This window comes from Agromyces sp. Marseille-Q5079, assembly GCF_051016555.1.
GTDB lineage: Bacteria > Actinomycetota > Actinomycetes > Actinomycetales > Microbacteriaceae > Agromyces.
Genome location: NZ_JBPEJF010000006.1, coordinates 26,812 through 45,291 on the forward strand (window position 1 = coordinate 26,812; position 18,480 = coordinate 45,291).

17 protein-coding genes are annotated in these 18,480 nt (G+C 66.2%); 14 read left to right on the forward strand and 3 right to left on the reverse strand.

The features are described from left to right. On the reverse strand, positions 1 to 1,122 hold the full coding sequence (locus ACR3IO_RS14125; RefSeq protein ID WP_434071853.1) for an ArdC family protein: 1,122 nt from the start codon (positions 1,120 to 1,122) through the stop codon (positions 1 to 3). A gap of 322 nt (positions 1,123 to 1,444) precedes the next feature. Between ACR3IO_RS14125 and ACR3IO_RS14130 the strand changes: the two genes are divergently transcribed. The 12 genes from ACR3IO_RS14130 (at position 1,445) to ACR3IO_RS14185 (ending at position 14,564) form a co-directional block, all read left to right on the forward strand. After that, positions 1,445 to 1,867 carry a hypothetical protein gene (locus ACR3IO_RS14130; protein WP_434071854.1) on the forward strand — a complete coding sequence of 141 codons (423 nt, stop codon included), beginning with the start codon at positions 1,445 to 1,447 and terminating at the stop codon, positions 1,865 to 1,867. Positions 1,868 to 1,928: 61 nt separating this feature from the next. After that, the gene (locus ACR3IO_RS14135) at positions 1,929 to 2,393 is read left to right on the forward strand and encodes a hypothetical protein (protein ID WP_434071855.1); all 465 of its coding nucleotides are present in this window, start codon (positions 1,929 to 1,931) and stop codon (positions 2,391 to 2,393) included. Continuing rightward, positions 2,390 to 3,382, forward strand: coding sequence for a DUF6545 domain-containing protein (locus ACR3IO_RS14140; protein ID WP_434071856.1), 993 nt, complete (start codon positions 2,390 to 2,392; stop codon positions 3,380 to 3,382). The genes ACR3IO_RS14135 and ACR3IO_RS14140 overlap by 4 nt, the downstream gene beginning before the upstream one ends. Before the next feature lie 14 nt (positions 3,383 to 3,396). Then, complete coding sequence (locus tag ACR3IO_RS14145; protein ID WP_434071857.1) at positions 3,397 to 4,521, forward strand: alpha/beta hydrolase family protein; 1,125 nt, start codon at positions 3,397 to 3,399, stop codon at positions 4,519 to 4,521. Positions 4,522 to 4,577: 56 nt separating this feature from the next. Then, positions 4,578 to 4,829, forward strand: a complete 252-nt coding sequence (locus ACR3IO_RS14150) for a hypothetical protein (protein ID WP_434071858.1) — start codon at positions 4,578 to 4,580, stop codon at positions 4,827 to 4,829. 883 nt (positions 4,830 to 5,712) lie between these two features. Further along, the gene (gene mobF, locus ACR3IO_RS14155) at positions 5,713 to 9,147 is read left to right on the forward strand and encodes a MobF family relaxase (protein WP_434072013.1); all 3,435 of its coding nucleotides are present in this window, start codon (positions 5,713 to 5,715) and stop codon (positions 9,145 to 9,147) included. 168 nt (positions 9,148 to 9,315) lie between these two features. Then, the gene (locus tag ACR3IO_RS14160) at positions 9,316 to 9,660 is read left to right on the forward strand and encodes a sulfate permease (RefSeq protein WP_434071859.1); all 345 of its coding nucleotides are present in this window, start codon (positions 9,316 to 9,318) and stop codon (positions 9,658 to 9,660) included. Positions 9,661 to 9,749: 89 nt separating this feature from the next. Next, positions 9,750 to 10,016 (forward strand): hypothetical protein, encoded by a 267-nt coding sequence (locus ACR3IO_RS14165; protein ID WP_434071860.1) that lies wholly within the window; start codon positions 9,750 to 9,752, stop codon positions 10,014 to 10,016. Between the two features lie 5 nt (positions 10,017 to 10,021). Beyond that, a complete protein-coding gene (locus ACR3IO_RS14170) occupies positions 10,022 to 11,317 on the forward strand; it encodes a hypothetical protein (RefSeq protein WP_434071861.1) in 1,296 nt (431 codons plus the stop codon). Positions 11,318 to 11,533: 216 nt separating this feature from the next. Continuing rightward, entirely contained in the window at positions 11,534 to 11,893 is a 360-nt protein-coding gene (gene cmtR, locus ACR3IO_RS14175) for a Cd(II)/Pb(II)-sensing metalloregulatory transcriptional regulator CmtR (RefSeq protein ID WP_434072014.1), read from the forward strand. Next, positions 11,890 to 13,911 (forward strand): heavy metal translocating P-type ATPase, encoded by a 2,022-nt coding sequence (locus ACR3IO_RS14180; protein WP_434071862.1) that lies wholly within the window; start codon positions 11,890 to 11,892, stop codon positions 13,909 to 13,911. Before cmtR ends, ACR3IO_RS14180 begins: the two co-directional genes overlap by 4 nt. Beyond that, positions 13,908 to 14,564: a DsbA family protein gene (locus ACR3IO_RS14185; RefSeq protein ID WP_434071863.1), complete on the forward strand. Its 657-nt coding sequence runs from the start codon at positions 13,908 to 13,910 to the stop codon at positions 14,562 to 14,564. The genes ACR3IO_RS14180 and ACR3IO_RS14185 overlap by 4 nt, the downstream gene beginning before the upstream one ends. A gap of 80 nt (positions 14,565 to 14,644) precedes the next feature. Here the strand turns inward: ACR3IO_RS14185 and ACR3IO_RS14190 are convergent, their stop codons facing one another. Further along, positions 14,645 to 15,556 carry a cation diffusion facilitator family transporter gene (locus ACR3IO_RS14190; RefSeq protein WP_434071864.1) on the reverse strand — a complete coding sequence of 304 codons (912 nt, stop codon included), beginning with the start codon at positions 15,554 to 15,556 and terminating at the stop codon, positions 14,645 to 14,647. 3 nt (positions 15,557 to 15,559) lie between these two features. Beyond that, positions 15,560 to 15,949: an ArsR/SmtB family transcription factor gene (locus tag ACR3IO_RS14195; protein WP_434071865.1), complete on the reverse strand. Its 390-nt coding sequence runs from the start codon at positions 15,947 to 15,949 to the stop codon at positions 15,560 to 15,562. A gap of 140 nt (positions 15,950 to 16,089) precedes the next feature. Here ACR3IO_RS14195 and lnt point away from each other — a divergent pair, with 140 nt between their 5' ends. Beyond that, a complete protein-coding gene (gene lnt, locus ACR3IO_RS14200; protein ID WP_434071866.1) occupies positions 16,090 to 17,634 on the forward strand; it encodes an apolipoprotein N-acyltransferase in 1,545 nt (514 codons plus the stop codon). A gap of 73 nt (positions 17,635 to 17,707) precedes the next feature. After that, the gene (locus ACR3IO_RS14205) at positions 17,708 to 18,130 is read left to right on the forward strand and encodes a hypothetical protein (protein WP_434071867.1); all 423 of its coding nucleotides are present in this window, start codon (positions 17,708 to 17,710) and stop codon (positions 18,128 to 18,130) included. Positions 18,131 to 18,480 lie beyond the last annotated feature (350 nt).

The window sequence follows — 18,480 nt, forward strand, 5'->3', positions numbered from 1 at the left end:
TCATGCGAGCCCCCGGGTGCTGATGCGGTCCGCCGGTCGGGTCGGGGGAGCCGTCGGGGCTGGTGCGCGTGCTGCGGTGGCGTGCATCTGCTCGAGCGCGACCGGGTCGCCATCGTCGAGCTGTGGGGTGCGGAGCTCATCGAGGATGCCGCCTGCTGCACGTCGTACCCGTTCGCCCGTGGTCTGCAGAACCTCGACTAGCGACATCTCCGGAACTGAGGAGGCCCAGCCAGACACGTACGGAACCGTGAAGACCGAGGTGTCCATCCCATGTGCGGCGCCTACCATGAGCGCGACCGACTCCGCCTCGACCTCGGCGATGCCACGATGCTGCGGGACCTCGTCCGGATCAGTCGGGATGGCCGTTGCGAGCGGTTCGGCCGATTGTGGCGCTGCCACTGGGTCGTGCAGTCGGATGTGCGCCAGCTCGTGTGCGAGCGTCTTGACGCCCGCTGCCGGCTCGAGATCGGCACGGACGTGCACGGTGCGGTTCGCGAAGTTTGTTAGGCCGTTCGCACCGCCGAGTGCGGCGGCATCCGGTGCCGTGGACAGGGTGAAACCGGAACGATCGACCAGCGCGGCGAGCGCGTCCCACAGCCCGATAGGGGCCTCGCCGCGCAGCAGCTTCGGTGCAGGTCGCGCAGGGAGCGGCCTCCCGTCGGTCTGCGAGACGTCCCAGACGTACGCCGGCCGAACGCCGATGAGTTTCGGTCGCACGACTTCGCCGGCTCTGGGGCGCTCGATCGACGCGAGCCTGCGCCAGGAGCTCGGATCGGTCGGCTCCGAGGTGGCGAACCGAGCGGTCACGGGCGCGAGGATGGCGTACCCGTGTTGGCCTGTGGTCACGCGTCGACCGAGCGTTTGCCACTGCTTGAATCCGGCGACATAGGTTGGCGCAGGCTCGGGAACGGTGCCGAGCTCGAAGGCGGCCGCGTGCTGCGCGTGGATGAGCAGCACATTGTTGAATGACCGTCGGCGGAACCGAGCTGAGAACTCGAGCGCCTTCATCCATGCATCGCCGGATACGAGTTCTTCGACCGCGGCGGTCAGACGCTCGTGCAGCTCCGCGATCTTGGCGTCGCGTTCGACGCGCTGACTTTGAATCGACGACACAATGATCACCTTCCGGAGCGACGGCCGCGCGGTTCTGCGGCTATGGCAGAGGTGTGCTGATCGCCCACGAGGTCAGCCTCGGGGGCGTGGAGTGATCATGTCGTCGACAGGGGCCCGAATGGCCGAGGACATGTTCGGAGGATGCGTCCGACTGTGAACCTCCTTCTGTTGAGCATGCTCAAACGAAGTCGTGATTTGGGTCTACCACGCAAGATTGAGCATGCGCAACCCTTGATTTGAGCATGCTCAATTGCTAAATTGAGGGATGCTCAATCTGGATGAGCGGTACGACCCAACCCTGCCTGACCCGAAGGGAGAGGGGCTGATAAGCATGGCCGACGTCGAGAACCGCCAAGCCGCGGAGAACCTCGCGAACCGCCTGCGGCTGCTCATCGACGTCGCTGTTGCCGAGACCGGCGCCGAGCCGACTTACTCGCAGATCGCCGAGTTCCTTCGCGAGCGTGGCATCAAACTCTCGCGTTCCCGCTGGACGTACATGGTCAACGGCCACCGCTGGGTGCAGGATCGCCGCCTGTATGAGGGCCTCGCCGAATACTTCAACGTCGAGCCGGAGTTCCTTTCTGGCGAACACGGCGCCGTCACACCCGAACGTGTGAGCGCGCAACTCGACCTTGTGCGATCGATGCGCGCGGCGCGCGTGAAGGCCTACGCTGCCCGAACGCTGGGCGACATCTCGCCCGACGCGCTCAAAGCCATCAGCAGGTACCTCGATGAGGAGATCACCCGTTCTTGAGCAGCGGCGCCCATGCGTCGCGGATTCTGGCCCAACACAGATCCGGAAGGAGTGGAGACACGTGAACAGCGCAGTCGCGGTGTCAAAGGCACGGACCGATCTCGCACTCGGGGACGCCTTCTCATTCGATGCTCTCGTTGCTGCCGTCGAGCAGCGGCGCGGGCGGAGCATCCGCATCGTCGAACTCGAGGAGCTCGGGCACGAGGCAAATCTTTGCGCGCTGCTCGTCGAGCTCGAGGCGGAGGACCTCATCTTCCACGCGCCGACCGAGTCCCAGCTGCACCGCCAGCAGTTCGTGCTGCATGAACTCGCACACTTGATCCTCGGGCATATTGACGGCGAAGAGCTCCGTGTGCCCGACTTCCTGTTGCCCGACATCCCGCCGGCCACGAGGCGCCGGCTGCTCCGACGGCAGAACCTCAGCGACCCAAACGAGGTCGCGGCAGAGTCTCTGGCTGACTGTCTCGCCGCCGCCATCAGGCTCTCCACCACGCACGACTCTCGCTTCGTGGAGATATTCGGGTGACCTCCGTCATCGTCGCCGGCCTCATGTGGCTGCTTGTTGCGGCCCTTCTTGTGCTGCGACGCGGACGCGTGGAGCGGAGCATCACCTGGGCGTCGGTCGCGATCGCTATCTCGATGACACTCAATATCGATCCTGTCTACGTCGCGCTCGACACCGCAGCTGGCGGCTCCAATGCGGTCACGCTGGTCGCCGACCTCGCACTCATGACTGGCGTCTTCCTCCTCGGTCGAGGTGTCATGAAGGCGGCGGATGACCCACCCCGTGCTGTGCGCATTGCACTCAGTCGCGTGACGTTCGGCGTAGCCCTCGTCAGCGCGACGATCGCCTTCCTCCTCATTGAGCGCGGTGCGACGACGACGAGCTTCATGCTGGATCTCGGCGAGCAGCCCGCGACCGCGATCTATTCGATGATCCACTTCACGTACTACGCGGTCGTGCTCGCAGCCATGGCCACCGTGGCGTTCGCGCAGATTCGCGTGAGCCGCGGCATCCTGGCACTGCCGCCGGCGCTGCTGGTCGTGGGGTGCGGGCTCGGCATCGCACTGACCGTCGACGTCATCTGCATGGACCTCTCACACGTCGCCGGCAACCTAGACCTGATGAGCGCAGCGGCCGTGCTGTACGGCCCGCTGTATCTGCTCACTTTTCTGCTGCTGTGCAGCGGCTTCGCTGGTCAGCCGTTCGTCCGAGCGGTTCGCGCGCGGCAGCGGGAACTGACCACTCGTGAGCTCGCGGCCCGGTTGGCCCCGCTCTGGCAGACGGCATCCGAGGTCCACCCCGGCATCAGCCAGAACTCGGAGGCGGAGTTCGATGCGGACGACCCCGAGGGGCTGTTGCACCGCCAGGTCGTCGAGATCCGCGACGCGATGATCGACACACGAGTCACGTTCTCCGTGAGCGGAGCAGATCTCGAAGCGCTTGAGGCAGCCGAGCGCCATCTGGTCGGCGCTACTGCGACACCTTCGGCCTCGCTGCGGGTGCGGCAGTGAGGCCCGCTCGCGCCGTGCTCGGTGCGCTGGCAGCGTTGGGCCTTGCCTTCGGCGGGCTCGGCTACGTCATCGCGCGACGTGTGACGGCTCCTGTCGGTCCACGACGATTCAATCTCGTCGTTCGCGGTGTGGATGCGTCGGGGGAGACGCCAATGGTCATCCTCCCTCGTACAACCCAGACAGCAGTGGTCGGCAAGTTCAATCTGATTCTCGATTCTGGCGAGTGGGTGAGACTCGGCGCGCAGGTGCATGACGTCGGTGCGGGTCTCGTCGGTCGAGACGTTGTGGAGCCCGAATCGGCGGCGACGCTCGTGCCTGGGGTGCGTGCCTCGTGGAGCGGAATCTACTTTCGAACCCCGGCGGACGCGGGGTTGAACGCGCAGGACGTGGAGATTCTGACGCCGGCTGGTCCTGCTCCTGCTTGGCTGATCGCTCCGGATGAGCCAAGGGACGGGGACTGGGCGATTCACATCCACGGACTCGGAAGCCCGCGCGCCGGGACACTCCGGGGGGTTCAGGTTGCTGCAGAGGCTGGGTTGACTTCGCTCGTCGCGTCCTATCGGAACGATGGTGAGGGACCAACTTTCGGAGGAGGGCGCTCAACGCTCGGGGCTCTCGAGACAGATGACGTCGAAGCCGCCGTGCGATACGCGCTCGAGAACGGTGCACGCCGGATCGTCTTGTTCGGCTGGTCGATGGGAGGCGCGATCGCGCTTCAACTTGCTGAGCGCCCGGGGGTGCGGAGACGCCTGGCCGGTATCGTGCTCGAGTCGCCCGTGCTCGACTGGGTGGAGACGATCAAGGCGAACTGTGCTCGGGTGGGCTTGCCCAGCTGGACAGGCGCGCTCGCCTTGCCATGGCTGGTCTGCCCGACTCTCGCGCGTATTGTTGGGCTTTCCGCGTCAGCTCATGTGACAGGTTTCGATCAATCGGCTGTTGCCATCCGGGGGTCGACGCCGATCCTGATCCTGCACGGCGTTTCGGATGATTCCGTGCCGATTGGATTGGCACGACGGAGTGCGCTGCAAAGTGGGTCAATCGATCTGTTCGCCGTTGCCTCTGGCCATACCTTCACGTGGAACGCAGATCCCGAGGGATGGCGAGACTGTGTGTCCGGATGGTTGAATCGGCGAGTATGACTGCTGTGGGCGAGCAGATGGCGAATGCCCGCGCGCTGGAGTCGAGGTAGCAAGGCATGGCGATGTTTCGATTCGGCGACCCGTCAGACCTTCCAGATAGCGAGACGTCGTTCCTGCCTCTCGAAGTGGCCGTCAAGTACATAGTTGCGATTCGAGAAGCGGAGTCCAGGGGTGACCGGACGGAAGCATGGCAAATCGCCGACGAGATGCGCGACTACTCGATCACGCGGGCCTCGCAGCGTCTGGATAGGCTGCGCCGGCTAGACCAGGAGCGCGTCCAGCGCCGCAACAAGCGCAACGAAGGCTGACTCTTGAGGTTCGGAGTTAGCCACCCCATTCGGGGCTGGTTGAGCACTCCCTTTCGAGCTTTCCGTGGCCGCCGAATATGGGGGCCAGCCTAGGCTCGCCGTCGCACAGCGTTCGCATAGACCCACACATACCGATCGCCGTGAGCCTCTGGCTCGGCGTATCGAATGAGCACCGCTCCGCGCGTCCAGGCGATCGCCTCGGCCTGCACGAGTCTTGGCTCTTCGTAGATCACGCGGTATCTGACGTTCGCCACGACCGGAACTGGCGCCTCAGGCTCGATTCGTCGACCGGTAACGCGCACCTCGCTCGTTGTCAGCGAGATCGGCGACCCGCGCTTCGTGGTCTCGAGGGCGATGGCGTCCCGGCGTTCGTCGGGGAGATCGGGGTAGCGTCGGTTGGTTCCCACGGACTACGCGAACACGTTCTCGACGACCCAGCCCGACGGTTGGAGCCGGAGATCGAAGACCAGTGTCTCGTCGGTCGTCGATTGTCCGGTGACGCGCCATCCGACTGCCGATCGATCTGACGCTGCGGTGGGGCGCTCGGATCGGTACGAGAGCCACGCCTGATGGGGCAGCCGCGTCGGCGTATCGATGACTCGGTACCTGACGTTGCGGTAAACGAGACGCGTCGGGGCCCCGGCGTCGTCGAGCCAAACGAAAACGGGCTCAGACGTGTGCGTCGCGATCATCGCATCTCCTTTATTCGAATAGATGTTCGAATGATAGATCCCGCCCACCGACACGCCAACACCTCCGATGACCGATGGCCCACCACATCCGATCGCCTGACAAGGCCCATCGACGGTTTGCCACGCCTCTTGCAGATCGAGGGCGCGCACCTTGCTCGCGTGATCGGAGGTGGGCGCGGGTGACGGTATCGATGCGGGTGATGAGCGCAGGACAGGGCTACCGTTACCTACTGCGCACTGTCGCTGCGGCTGACGGAGAGCGCTCACTCTCCACCCCATTGACTCGGTACTACGAGGTCAAGGGCACGCCGCCGGGCCGGTGGATGGGATCGGGTGTCGGGGGATTGGCCGGTGGTGCGGTCGCCGCGGGGGACACGGTCACCGAGGAGCACCTGCAGCTCTTAATCGGGCAAGGCGTGGATCCGGTCACGCGCGACCCGCTCGGCCGGGCGTTCCCACAGTACGACGGCGGCCGACGCGCGGTTGCCGGCTTCGACATCACGTTCTCGATGCCGAAGTCGGCGAGCGTACTGTGGGGCATTTCGGATGCCGCGACGCAGGCGATCATCTTGCGCGCGCACCACCAGGCGGTCGAGCGCGTCGTCGACTACATGGAACGCGAAGTGGCGGCGACCCGCACGGGCGTTGCGGCAGCGGACGGCGCGGTCGCCCAGGTCGCGGTCACCGGGCTCATCGCAACGGCGTTCGACCACTTCGACAGCCGCGCGGGCGACCCGCACCTGCACACGCACGTGGTGGTGAGTAACAAGGTGCAAACAACGCTCGACGGCAAGTGGCGCTCGCTCGACGGGCGGCCGTTGCACGAGTCGGTTGTGGCTATGTCGGAGCTGCACGAAGCACTACTCGCCGACGCACTTACGCGCGAGCTCGGCATCGGATGGGAGCGACGCGAACGCGGGCGCGATCGCAACCCGGTGTGGGCGATAGCATCGGTGCCCGAGTCTCTCGTGCAGGAGTTCTCGACGCGGTCGCGTCACATCGGAGCGGCCGCTGACCGACTCATCGCCGAGTACACCGCCGCGCACGGCCATCGGCCCGGCCGCGCGACCATCGTGCGCATCCGCGCGCAGGCCACGCTTGCAACGCGCCCAGAGAAGCACGTGCGCTCGCTCGCCGAACTCGCGAGCGACTGGCGTGCACGCGCGACGGCGGTGCTCGGCCAGGATGCAACGTCGTGGGCGCGCCGAGCATCCGCCTCCACTGCACCGCACACGGTGAACGCTGCAGACGTGCCGCATGAGACGATCGCAACGCTTGGCGTGCAGGTGATGCATGCCGTCAGCGAGAAGCGCGCAACGTGGCGGCACTGGAACCTCACCGCTGAAGCTGCACGCCAGACGATGCACTACCGATTCGCAACACAGTCCGATCGCGAGGCCGTGGTCGCATTCGTCGTCGACGCAGCCGAACACGCATCGCTGCAACTCACGCCGACCGAGCTCGCGCTCAGCCCGGCCACGTTTCAACGTGAGGACGGCACCTCGGTCTTCCAGCCCAAGCACTCGACCGTCTTCACCTCGCATGAACTCCTCGACGCGGAGGTTCGGCTCCGAGCGCGAGCAGCGGATGCCGCGGGCCCGACGACGTCGTTCGCCGCACTCCACGCGGTAGATGAACGCCGCGCCCGCGGCGAACAGACCCTTGCCGACGATCAGCTCGCCGCGCTCGCATCCATCTCGTCCTCCGGCCGCACTCTCGATCTCCTCGTCGGCCCAGCCGGCGCCGGCAAGACCACCGCAATGGCCGCCCTGCGCCGAGCATGGGAGATCGAGCACGGTCCCGGATCCGTGGTCGGACTGGCCCCCTCCGCTGCCGCGGCCCACGTGCTCGCCGGAGACCTCGGCATCCAGACCGAGAACCTCGCCAAGTGGTGGCAGAACCACGTCACCAGCGGCACCGCGTTCCGCAACGGCCAGCTCGTGATCGTCGACGAGGCATCCCTCGCCGGAACCCTCGCCCTCGATCGAGTGACCGCGCTCGCCGCAGCGGTCGGCGCGAAGGTGCTGCTCGTCGGCGACCACGCGCAACTGCAGTCCGTCGAGGCCGGCGGTGCATTCGCCATGCTCGCTCGCGATCGCACAGACGCCGCCGAGCTCGTCGACATCCATCGATTCGTGCACGACTGGGAGAAGGCGGCATCGCTCGGGCTACGACGCGGTGACGAGACATCCATCGAGACCTATCTCGCGCACGATCGCGTCCAGGATGGCGACAGCGAGGCGATGGCGGATGCCGCGTACCTCGCGTGGCGCGCAGACACCCGTGCCGGGCGCATGAGCGTGCTCGTCAGCGACTCGCATGAAGCGGTCGCAGCACTGAACGAGCGTGCACGCACCGACTCGATCGTCGACGGCCGCGTGGATGCAACGCGCGAGCTCGCGCTGCACGACGGCACCCGCGTCTCGGTCGGCGACACGATCATCACCCGTCGGAACGATCGGCGCCTGCACGCCGGCCGTGCTTGGGTGCGCAACGGCGATCGATGGACCGTGCTCGCCGTGCACCGAAGCGGCGCGCTCGAAGTTCGCCTCAGCGGTAGCCGCCGGGGGAGCAGCGCACGACTGCCTGCGGCGTACGTGCGGCACCACGTCGAGCTCGGCTACGCCGTCACCGCGCATCGCGCGCAAGGACTCACGACTGACACCGCGCATGTCGTCGTCGCACGCGGCATGACCCGCGAGAACCTCTACGTCGCGATGACGCGCGGGCGCCAGGCGAACACCGCCTATGTCGCGCTTGACCGGCCGGATGCCGCGCACACCGGCATCCGCCCACGCGACGATGCCGATGCGACAGCGCACTCGGTGCTCGTCGGTGTGCTCCGTCATGTCGGTGCGGAGCTGTCGGCGCACGAGGCGCTCGCCCGCGAGCAGGAACGGGTGGGCTCGATCGCGCAGCTCGCGGCGGAGTACGAGACGATCGCGGCTGCCGCGCAGCACTCGCGGTGGACGGCGCTCGTGCGGAACATCGGACTCAGCGATGTGCAAACGGACGCCGTCATCGCGTCCGACGCGTTCGGCCCGCTGTGCGCGGAGCTGCGTCGGGTCGAAGCGCATGGCATGGATGTCGCGCGAGTCGCGGCAGCGGCGGTCAGATCGCGTGGCTTTGAGGATGCCGTGGACGTCGCAGCCGTACTTCGGGCGCGGGTCGCTCGAGCTCGGGATGCCGCGCCGCGGGGCCGATCGCGATTCATCGGGGGGCTGATTCCGGTTGCTGACGGACCGATGGATGCCGAATCCACGACCGCGTTGCGCGAGCGTGCGGAGCTCATCGAAGCCCGCGCCGCCGCGCTGGCTGAGCGTGCAATCGACTCGCGCGCCGCCTGGCTGCGTCAACTCGGCGCGCCGCCTCCGTTCGAGGCCACAAGTTCGCGGTGGCGACGCCAGGTTTCCGTCGTTGCCGCCTACCGCGACCGGTACGGCATCACGGATGGTCGTCCGCTCGGCGCTGAGCGACCGGCATCCGATGTACAGAAAGCGGATGCCGCGCGGGCTCGGGCTGCCATGGAAGCGGCGCGTCGTGTCGTCGACGAGGCGAATCCGACCGCTGCAGCTCGAGTGCCGAATGTCAACCTTGGCGTTCCGAACGTCGGCGGGCGGGTCTAGAGTGCCGACCAAGCAGCAATTCAATGTGTTCGCCGCCACCGACGTGACGGCACGACGCCGCTCAGGCCGTCTCTCCAGGTTCTCGCTGCCGACCGATCGGAGAGCAGCCGCATGTTCGCATTCGTCTGGGCCGTCAGCGTCCGCACTGGAATGTTCATCCGTCGCTTCATGCCCACGAGCCGCCTGCTGGACGCGCTGCACACGCGGCGCGGTCTGAAGTGGGGCGTGCCGGCCATGTTGCTCGCCGTGCCCTACGGGCTCGCCGCATTCGTGTTTGCCGGGATGGCGGATGACGATGGGTGGTTCAGCGCGCTCGCGCTGCTGTGCGTGTGGAACGCGTGCAAGTTCCTCATCGCCGGGCCGGCCACGGCGATGCGCCTGCTCCACGCGCGTGCTCGAGAGGCGCGCTCGCGTCGCATCCTCGCCATGCTCGAACTCGAGGCCGAAGCTTCCGAGGCCGGCGTTGAATTCGGCGGCGGTGAACCCCAGCTCGACCCCGCGCTCCACCGCTGAACCGAACTCGCCCCGGCACGGTGCCGATGGCGTACCTCTCTTTCGCGGCAAGCTGGTCGACGACCAGCCCGCCGACAGGAAGGCCCGCCATGACGCGCTCCCAGGAGCAATTCGACGACCTGCTCGGTCGCACCGCACTCGCGGCGCTGTTCTACCTGCCCGAGGTGACTGTGACCGATGGCGCCTACCGAATCCAGGAGGACGTCGACTACTGCCTGCAGGCGGTCGACGGACTCGAGGCCGAGGATACGGAGCGTCTTCGTGAGGCGATCACTCAGACGATCGCAGACCCGACCGTGAACCGCTCGGCGCTGCTCGCGCTCGTCATGGAACTGGCGCCGCCGCCGAACAGATAACTCTGATGAGTGCCTCGTCCACGCCCGATCCGGCGGCGCGCCCACGTGGTGGCGTCGGCCAGCCAGACCCGGACGACGCCGAGCGTGAACGCCTGCGCGCCCAGAAGCGCGAGCAGGCGCGACGGTATCGGCACGAACATCCCGAGGAGCATGCGGCGGCCCGTCGTCGGTGGGTCGACGCGAACCGCGATCGAGTGCGTGCCGCGAACCAGCGGTGGCGGGAGGAACATCTCGAGCGCGCCCGCGAGCTCAATCGCGAATCCATGCGACGGGCGGCCGCGCGACGTGGGCGCGAGGAAGCGACCCGCGCGCGAGCACGGGAGCGGGTGCGCGTCTGGCGTGAGGAGCATCCCGACCGCGTGCGTGAGTATCAGCGGTGGTGGGTCGACGCCAATCGGGACAAGGTGCGCGAGTACTACAACCGGTACTACGCGAGGCACCGCGACGAGGTGAACGCTCGTGCCACTGCTCGCCGGGATGCCGACCCCGAAGCGACCCGTTCTCGACAACGCGCCTCGGCCGCGGAGCACAAGGAGTATCGCGCCGAGCTGCAGCGAGCTCGTCGGGCTGACCCTGAGCGCTATCGGGCAGACCTCGACAGGAACGCGGCAGCCCGACGCCTCAAGCGCGCGCTCGCGCGCGCGGGCCTGCCACCGAAGCGCATCCACCCCTCGACCGCGGCCGAGCGGCGTGCTGATGAGCGAGCCGCCGACGCGTTCTTCGCCAACCCGCTCCTTCCTGAGCGACTTCGCCAGACCGCCGCGTTCGGCGAAGCCCTGACTTGGCACATGCTGAAGCACCACGCGCAGATACGCGAGTTCGCTGAGGCGTACGTCGCGAGTCGTGTGCGGGTAGGACTGCCGCCTGTGAACGTCGACAACGTGATGTGGGCGCGCGCCGCGGAATTGGTGCTCGAAAGTCGGCTGCGCGTCGATCTACTCAAGAGCCGGGACGTCGCAGCGGCGGTTCGAAACTCGATGGCGACGGTGCGTAGGGGCGAGCGAGAGCGGATGATTCGTCGATTCGAAGCCGCACGGACGGTACATGTATCGCGGAACCTGACGAGGCTGCGGGACGAGGCGCGGATGGAGAATCGAGCCAGACGTGCACGCGGACAGTCCCGCGTTGACCCTGACCGACTGATGCTTCGGATTGCGAGTGAAGAAGTTCTGGAGCTTGGCGTGTTCGATCAGCTCGCAATTGAGGATGTCGAGCGCCTGCCTGTGCCGAATCTCAGGGCTGCGAGCCTAGAGAAGCCGACCGGCCGTGCCCGAATTCGCCAGATGGGCTTCGGGACATGACGCAGTGGATCAACTCGACCACGCGGGCGACGAGGGCAGGACGTGGCCCATGGCGACGGTGCGGACCGTGCCCGTCGGTTCAGCGTCGTCGCGCCCGGCACAGGGCGCGCCCATTCAAGTACTTGTGAAGTAAGACCTGAGTGTGCCTGAGGTGCGTCAACGCTCCTCGGGCACGAGGTTGAATCGACGATTCAGTGAATGCTGTATATTCAGCGAATGCTGACTATTGCTTCGCGTGTTGATGTGATGAACCGGTTGGGTCGGGCGATGGCGGATGCGACCCGCTCGCGGATTCTGCTGAGCCTACTTCGGGAGCCTGGGTACCCGGCCCAGCTTGCACACGATCTCGAGCTCACGCGGAGCAACGTCTCGAACCACCTCAGCTGTCTGCGCGGGTGCGGCATTGTGGTCGCGATCCCGGAAGGGCGATCGACGAGATACGAGATCGCCGACCCGCACCTGACGCGCGCGCTCACCTCGTTGGTTGATGTCGTACTCGCCGTCGATGACGGGGTGGCTTGCGTGGATGAGAACTGCGACCTCCCGTTCTGCTGCGGAACGGGAGCGGGCGAATGAGCCGGGAGTGCTGCGGCCCGGACGAGGGTGTGAGCGTGAGCATCGGTCGCCGACCGGATCTTGCGGCGGGCGGGTTGTCTGCGGCGAACGAGCTGCCGACTGACCTCGACGAGCACGACGAGCACGACGAGCACGACGAGCACGACGAGCACGACGAGCACGACGAGCTTGCGCCGTGGTGGCGTGATCGGGCGCTGATGTTGCCTGTGGTCTCCGGCGTTCTCCTCGCGGTCGGGTTCGGTTTGGAGTGGTCCGGGGTTGGCTGGCCGGCGACGGTGGTGCAGGGTGCGAGTCTGCTTGCAGGTGCTGCGACCTTCGTGCCGGGTGCGGTTCGGCGTTTGCTGCGCGGCAAGCTGGGCGTTGGTCTGCTGATGACGATCGCCGCGATCGGGGCCGTCCTGCTCGGTCATGTCGGTGAAGCGGCCGCGTTGGCGTTCTTGTTCTCGATCGCGGAGGCTCTCGAGGATCGGGCGATGGATCGTGCACGGCACGGTTTGCGGGCGTTGCTGTCCCTCATCCCCGAAACGGCCCGAGTGTCGCGGCTTTCCGGTGAGGTCACCGTGCCGGCAGCGGAAGTCCGTGAGCTTGACATCCTGGTGATCCGTGCTGGTGAACGGGCTGCGACGGACGGCATCGTGGTGGCCGGGCGGAGCAGTATCGACACGTCCGCGGTGACGGGTGAATCGATCCCGGTTGAGGTCGGGCCGGGTGACCCGGTGCCAGCCGGTTCGATCAATGGGTCGGGCACGATCCAGATCGAAGCGACAGCAGACGGCCGCGACAATTCCCTGACCACGATCGTCCGCCTGGTCGAGCAGGCGCAGGCCCGTAAGGGCGAGCGTGCCCGTCTTGCCGACCGGATCGCGCGTCCTCTCGTTCCGGTCGTGCTCATCGTGGCTGCGCTGATCATCGGGTTCGGGTTCCTCGTCGGCGACCCCGGCCTTTGGACCGAGCGCGCGCTCGTGGTCTTGGTCGCCGCATCGCCATGCGCACTCGCGATCGCGGTGCCGGTGACGGTGATCTCGGCGATCGGCGCGGCGAGCCGATTCGGCGTCGTGATCAAGTCCGGTGCGGCATTCGAGCAGCTGGGCGCGATCCGGACGGTCGCGTTCGACAAGACCGGCACCCTGACCCGCAACAAGCCAAGCGTTGTCGCCGTCGCCAGTGTAGAGCCGAGCGCGAGCGCTCAGGTTGTCAGGTTGGCGGCCGCACTCGAGGCCAACAGCACCCACCCCTTGGCGGCCGCGATCCTCGCCGAAGCGCCCAAGCATCCGACCGCCAGCGACGTGACCGAAGAAGCCGGCAACGGGCTTGCCGGCATCGTCGACGGGATCACGGTTCACGTTGGCAGCACCCGCTGGCTCAACCCGGGCGTGCTCACGGAGCGGGCGACCGCGATGGAGACCCGGGGCATGACCGTCGTCGTCGTCGAGACCGACGGCGTGATCGCCGGCGTGATCGGCATTCGCGACGAGCTCAAGCCCGAAGCCGCCGATGCGATCCGCGACCTCGACGCTGCGGGACTCAAGAGCGTCATGCTCACCGGCGACAACGCACGCACCGCAGCGGCCCTCGGCGCAGAGGTTGGCATCGCTGACGTCCGGGCGGAGCTCCGCCCCCAGGACAAGGCTGCAGCGATCGAAGCGTTCTCGGGGGTGAAGCCGACCGCGATGATCGGGGACGGCATCAACGACGCCCCCGCTCTCGCTGCCGCCGATGTCGGCATCGCGATGGGCGCGACCGGTTCCGCGGCCGCGGTCGAGTCCGCGGAAGTCGCCTTCACTGGCACCGACCTGCGCCTGATTCCGCTGGCGCTCGCCCACGCGCGTCGCGGTCGTCGGATCATGACGGGCAACATCGTCCTCTCGCTCGCGATCATCGTCGTGCTATTCCCGCTCGCCCTGTTCGGCGTGCTCGGCCTCGCCGGCGTCGTCCTCGTCCACGAGCTCGCTGAGGTGGTCGTCATCCTCAACGGAATCCGCGCGGCCCGCGGACGAAAGGTCCTTCCCGCCGCATGAAGAACAGCACCAAACTCCAGATCGGGATCATCGGCGTCGTCGTGCTCGCCGTCGCCGGTGTCGTGACATCCGTTGCGCTCAACCAGCCGCAGCCTGCCGCCGTAGCCGAAGGTCAGGCGGGTCCGGCGGTGGTCGCCGAGAACAGCCACCGCCTCGACGTCGCTGACGACAGTGCGGTCACCTTCACCGAGTTCGTCGACTTCGAATGCGAAGTCTGCGGCGCGGTCTACCCCTTCGTCGAGGAATTGCGCGAGGACTATGCGGGCGAGGTCACCTTCGTGACGCGGTACTTCCCGCTGCCGGGCCACTTCAACTCCCGGACGGCGGCGATCGCTGTCGAAGCGGCAGCCCAGCAGGGCCAGTTCGAGGGCATGTACCACCGGATGTTCCAAACCCAAGCCGAGTGGGGCGAACAGCGCGTCTCGAAAGCTGACCTGTTCCGCCAGTACGCCAATGACCTCGGACTCGACATGGACGCCTATGATCGCGCTGTCGCGGACCCAGAAACCGAAGCTCGCGTGCAGTTCGACTTCGACGCGGCGACGGCACTGGGTGCCACTGGAACGCCGACGATCTTCATCAACGACGAGTACATCCCATTGAGCTCACCCGAGGACATCCGCGCCGCACTGGACGAAGCCATCGCAGACTAGGTAGAGAGCCGGAGCCGGAGCCGAACCTCAGTCCCGAGCGCCGCACTGATGATGCTGTGCGGCGCTCGCGATGAAAGGCCCTAGTTGTGAACCTCCGCTTCTCCGGCGACGTGAGTAGCGGGCTCGAGTTGGAACGTGGAGTGCTCGATGTTCACCCTGAAATGCGTGGCTACGCACTCCTGCAAGTCGCCGAGGATCTTCGGAGCGTGGCCGTCGCGGAAGCAGGACGGCTCGACGACGACGTGGGCACTGAGGACGGGCAGCCCAGTGGCGATCTGTGATGCGTGGAGGTCGTGGACCGCGGCGACATGCGGCATCGCGAGGATGTGCTCGCGAACGGAATCCAGATCCAGGTCCTTCGGGGTGGACTCGAGGAGGATGGTCGCCGACTCCTTGAGCAGGAGCAGCGTGCGGGGGATGATCAGTGCACTGATCAGCATGGCCGCCAGGGCGTCGATCTGCGTCCAACCTGTGGTGGCGATCACGATTGCGCTGATGATGACCGCGACGGATCCGAGGGCGTCGTTGATGACCTCCAGGAACGCGGCACGCATGTTCAGGTTCGCCGAACGCCCGGCGCTCAGGATCAGGATGGCTGCGATGTTCCCCGCGAGGCCGATGATGCCGAAGACGAGCAGTCCGGTCGATGAGACCTCCGGCGGCTCGAACAGCCGCTTCACTCCTTCGATGAACGCGTACAGCCCAACTGCGAGCAGCACGGCTGCTTGCGCGAGCGCGGCCAGGACTTCGGCGCGCTTGAAGCCCCACGTGAATCGGGGAGACGCTGGGCGAAGGGAGAGGGAGGCGGCGATGAGGGCCATCAGCAGGCCGCCGGCATCAGTGAGCATATGTCCGGCGTCGACCAGGAGCGCAAGACTCCCCGTCACAACGGCACCGATGACCTCCGCGACCAGGATGGATGCGGTGATCGCGAACGCAATCGCCAACCGGGTTCGATTCGTCGAACCACCGTGCTCGTGATCGTGTGACACCGATCAGATCCGTTCAGCGGCGAGCGAGCTGTCATCGCTCTCAGATCCGGTGCCTACCCCGCAGGTCGGGCACAGCACGATCGCATATCCGCTCGCCTCGAGCACGCGCTCGGCCGCACCGAGAAGCGATACCAGGTGCGCCTCAGCGCTCAACGTCCAAATGGTCGAACGTCCGTCCGGTCGTGAAGAGACGAGCCCGCAGTCCGAGAGGCAGCCGAGATGGGCGCTGACTGTGCTCTGGGCGAGATTGAGGTGGACGGTCAACTCTCGTACGGTGTGTTCGCCGGTCAGCAGGTGCTGCAGGATCAGGAGCCGGTTCGGCTCACCGAGTGCGCGGAAGAGTAGTGCGGCTGGCGCCAGCTCGATCCGCGCCACCTCCGGATTCATCGTCATACGCCGATGATAGCGGCAAATACCGCTGTTGATTGACCAGATGGCCGATGGCCCGGGTCCGCCCGAGGGCATCCTTTTCTTGTCGACGGACCTTGGGCCGTTTGGTGAACTGACAGGTTCGCCCGAATATGCTGCGCGCTGTGAATAATCCCGCCGTTGCGGCATGGACTCCAATGCCCGTTTGGGTCGCCGTGCCCGTGGCAGCCGCAAGTGGTGCTCTGTTGGACGCGGCGTTTCCCGACCGTGGATGGTGGTGGGCCGCCCCAGTGGCGGTCACCGTTCTCTTTGCCTGTTTGCTAGGTCGCAACTTCGCCACCGGGGCACTCGTTGGCGCCGTATCCGGGGGAACCTTCTGGCTGTTGCACGTGGAGTGGCTCACGCTCTATCTCGGTCCACTTCCATGGATCGCACTCTCGGCCCTCGAGACCTCGTTGTTTGCCCTGGGCGCTGGTGCGATCTCGGTCGTGCTCAACCGAGGAGCTGCGCACTGGCCCACACCTGCGGGCCGGTTCGGGTTGATACCGGTTGTGGTCGCCGGGCTCTGGACGGCGCGGGAGGGGTTAGCCGCCGTCTGGCCGTACGGTGGGTTCGCTTGGGGGAGGCTGTCCATCTCGCAAGTCGATGGCGGGTTCGCAGACCTTCTGCCGTGGTTGGGTGCCGCGGGAGTCAGCTTCGTCATGGCATGGCTGGCAGCGTTCTCCGTGCAGGTCCTTCGGTATCGGCCGGTGATGTCGTGGGTTCCCGCGACCGCGATCGCTGCGGTTTCACTCACGTTGGTCGCCCTGCCTGGCTGGCCGGCTGGGCAGGAAGGGACTTTACGGGTCGTCGCTGTTCAAGGTGGTGCGGATGCAGGGTTGTTTGCGGACAACCGTGCGGGCGATTTGCTCCGCGCGCATCGCGCTGCCACTCCAGGACCCGAGGTCGGACCGGTCGACGTTGTCGTCTGGCCTGAGAACAGCACCGACGTCGATCCGTTGCGATCTGCAGATTCGGCCCGAGTTCTGGACGAGTTGTCCGAGGTGATGGGTGCGCCGCTCGTCGTTGGCACCATCACCGCTCGCGGCGACGAGTTCTTCAACACCTCCCTGCTTTGGAAAGCCGGCGAAGGCGCGACCGACTGGTATGACAAGGCGCATCCGGTGCCGTTTGCCGAGTACATGCCAGATCGGTCGTTCTGGAGACCATTCGCCCCTGAACTGGTCGATCTCGTGACCCGGGATTACTCGATCGGTACTCGAGAGAACGTCTTTGCGCTCGGTGAGGTCCTTGCAGGGGTGTCGATCTGCTTCGACATCGCCGATGACCAACTCGTCACGGAAATGATCAAGGCCGGCGCTCAGCTGATCCTCGCTCAGACGAACAACGCCGACTTCGGCCGAACCGATGAGAGTGTTCAACAGCTCGCAATCGCACGGATGCGGGCACTGGAGACGGCCCGGAGCGTGGTGAACATCTCCACGGTGGGTACCAGCGCCATCGTCCACCCGGACGGTTCAGTGAACGATCAACTTTCGACGTGGATGCCGGGCTCGATCGTGGCGGATGTGCCACTTTCAACGACGATGACCCCTGCCATCGTGATCGGTAGGCAGATCGAGTGGTTCGTCGCCGGACTGGGACTCTCCGCGCTCGTGCTGGTCGTGAGTCGGCCAGCTTGGAGGTCGCGGCGCGCTCGTCCCAACTGACCCGCCCGGGAAGGTCCGATGCGGATCTGTTATCTTCTCTGTGTTCCGAACATCCCAGTCGACGAGGTATGACATGAGCCGCATCGAGACGTCGCCACGGCGGCAGCGTCTCCCGCGCGTACTTCTCGCCGCACTGCTAATCATCGGAACGGCAGTCGCGTTGTTGCTTGCCCACGCGTATGAGACCAGCCACTCAGCAAATGCGCCGCTCTCCACTGGCGTTGAGATTGTGCATGATGGTGAGTCTGCGGGCGAGGTGTCGATCTCGGCGTCCAACAATCGGGATGCCCTTCCGATGACCGACCCGCTTGCGCTGTGCCTGTCTATCGGTTTGGGATGCGTGACCGCGCTGTTGGTGGTGCTCCTCCGCCTTCGACGTCAACCATCTGCGATGGTCGTCGCTTCACCTTCGTTCCTCCTCTGGTCACCGCCGCTGCTTGAAGCTTCCTGGGCGCCGAGGATAACTCTCACCACTCTCTGCATTAGCCGGGTCTAGAAGCGACCCGGGTTCTCGGCTTCGTGGCGCCTCCTCGGCGAACCACTTTGCCGTCGGCCCTGTGCGCTTCCGTGCCCGTCGAGCCGATCTGGCTTGTTGCAGAGAGTGTCTATGAGTAAATGCCCCCAAGAACCGAGTCCACCCTTGACTCGGCGTGAAGCACGCCAGGAGGCGGAGCGGATCCGCAGGCGCCCACATGGGCGCACTCCGGATGCGCCGCCCAGTCCCCAGGAGACGAGGACGAAACCCGCTCGTCGATTCCACGTCCGCGTCCTCGCCCGCCTTGGCGTGGCGGTGCTGTTGGCCACGAGCGTGATGCCGGCAGCGGTGATCGGGCCACTTACCGCGGA